The sequence below is a fragment of the Streptomyces sp. NPDC003327 genome (assembly GCF_053589515.1).
Map to the genome: position 1 here is coordinate 1 of NZ_JBSFSA010000107.1, position 1,012 is coordinate 1,012.

At 67.0% G+C, this 1,012-nt stretch carries 1 protein-coding gene; it reads right to left on the reverse strand.

The features are described from left to right. Positions 1 to 54 precede the first annotated feature (54 nt). On the reverse strand, positions 55 to 981 hold the full coding sequence (locus ACWDVG_RS31660; RefSeq protein ID WP_451704368.1) for a carbohydrate ABC transporter permease: 927 nt from the start codon (positions 979 to 981) through the stop codon (positions 55 to 57). Positions 982 to 1,012 lie beyond the last annotated feature (31 nt).

The window sequence follows — 1,012 nt, forward strand, 5'->3', positions numbered from 1 at the left end:
CGGTGGTGCGGGCGGTGGTGCGGGCGGTGGTGTGGGTGGTGGTCATGGGTGGTGTCAGCCCTTCCGCATGCCGCGGAGCTGGACCGCGTAGGCGATGATCGCGGTGATGACGCCCATGACGATGGCCACGGTCGCCGCGTAGTTGTGCTGCTGTCCGGCGAAGGACAGGGAGTAGGTGTAGAGGTTGGGGGTGAAGTCGCTGGTGATGGCGTTGGGGGCGAGTTTCTGCAGGATGCTGGGTTCGTTGAAGAGCTGGAAGCTGCCGATGACGGAGAAGATGGTGGCGATGACGAGGGCGCTGCGGATGGCGGGGAGTTTGACGGAGCGGATGATGCGCCATTGGCCTGCGCCGTCGATGGCGGCGGCTTCGTAGAGGGAGCGGGGGACGGTTGTGAGGGCGGAGTAGAAGATGAGCATGTTGTAGCCGGCGAATTCCCAGGTCACGATGTTGCCGATGGAGGCGAGGACGAGGGAGGGGGAGAGGGGGTCGGGCAGGGTGGTGCCGAGGGTGTCGTTGATGTTGCCGACGAGGCCGAACTGGGTGCCGTAGATGAATCCCCAGATGAGGCTGGCGACGACGGCGGGGACGGCGTAGGGCAGGAAGACGGCGATGCGGAAGAAGCTGGTGCCGTAGAGGCGTCCGCTGTCGATGGCGAGGGCTGCCAGGAGGGCGATGCCGAGCATGAGGGGGACCTGGACGGCGAGGAAGAGGCCGACGCGGGTGAGGCCTTCCCAGAAGCGGGGGTCGGCGAGGGCCTGGGTGTAGTTGTCCAGGCCGACGAAGGAGGTGCCTCCGACGAGGCGGTCCTGGAAGAGGCTGAGGTGGAGGGCGTAGCCGATCGGGGCGAGGAACACCAGGCCGAAGACCGCGACGAACGGGCCGGTGAAGCCCCAGCCCACCCAGGCTTCCTTGCGGAGGCGGAAACGGGCTTGTCGGCGGGGCGGAGAACCCGCCTGTGCTGACGTCGACAGGAGCGTCATGGTGGTTCCTAGCGTCGATGACCGACCGGTC

Bases quoted from the DNA above. Each gene is read 5' to 3' on its own strand.
- ACWDVG_RS31660 (WP_451704368.1), bottom strand. From the start codon at position 981: ATGACGCTCCTGTCGACGTCAGCACAGGCGGGTTCTCCGCCCCGCCGA.